Genomic DNA, 753 nt, shown 5'->3' on the forward strand with positions numbered 1-753 from the left:
GTACTGAGGTTATCTAACAGTAGTTTGTGATTTTCTGATATTGGCACACAAGCTCCCCCCTGTATGAAAGCTTAAACAGCAAAAAACGCACCAATACATGAGCTATGCATTAATTGTCTAATTATATGCGGCTAAGCAGCCTAGAACGCTTGTTTTGCCTTATATAAGCAATGTTTTTAGTATTAAATGCTATTGTTGATTATGGCACTAATTTGGTGCAATGGTGATAATCTTAATGGTGCAAGCACACTCTATTAGTGCGTTAAGTTAAGTTAAGTGCTTTGATGGGTAGAACGTTTCTGTGCCAGCCTAAAAAGTTAATGCAGAGTGATTAAGTCAATTGCCTTACTTGTTAAGAGTACTCTGCCTTGGCGGTCTTGAACCTGCGCCGTAAGCTTATGGCGACCTTTTGGCAGCTGATGTAGTAAGAAATTGACGCTATGTATCGCGCTTTGATAGGGCTTTTCGTCGAGATAAAGCGCAATGCGATGAGTTTTATGAAGTGTTGGGGTGATATGCACTCGAATGATGCGCTGATTGGGTTGCTCTGTTTGATAGCTCTTTAAGCGTAAGCTTTGGTAAGTATAGCCTTCGGCTAACTGTACTTGTGTATGAGGCTGTGCCTGCGGTAATGAATGCGATTGGTGCTGCTGTATTCGGCTAGCCCCTTGTGGCAGATCGGAATATACCGGATAGCCTTGTTCATCTAGCCAGTGATACAAAGGTGCTGCGCTGAGTGAAAAGCTTAATGAC

General features: G+C 42.4%; 1 protein-coding gene. It reads right to left on the reverse strand.

Features of this window, described 5'->3' with window-relative positions:
* Window positions 1-317 precede the first annotated feature (317 nt).
* Window positions 318-753: DUF4124 domain-containing protein (locus BTA35_RS16440; protein ID WP_139363690.1), on the reverse strand; the 436-nt coding region annotated here is incomplete at its 5' end.

The sequence above is a fragment of the Oceanospirillum linum genome (genome assembly GCF_001995095.2).
Taxonomy (GTDB): Bacteria; Pseudomonadota; Gammaproteobacteria; order Pseudomonadales; family Halomonadaceae; genus Oceanospirillum; species Oceanospirillum linum.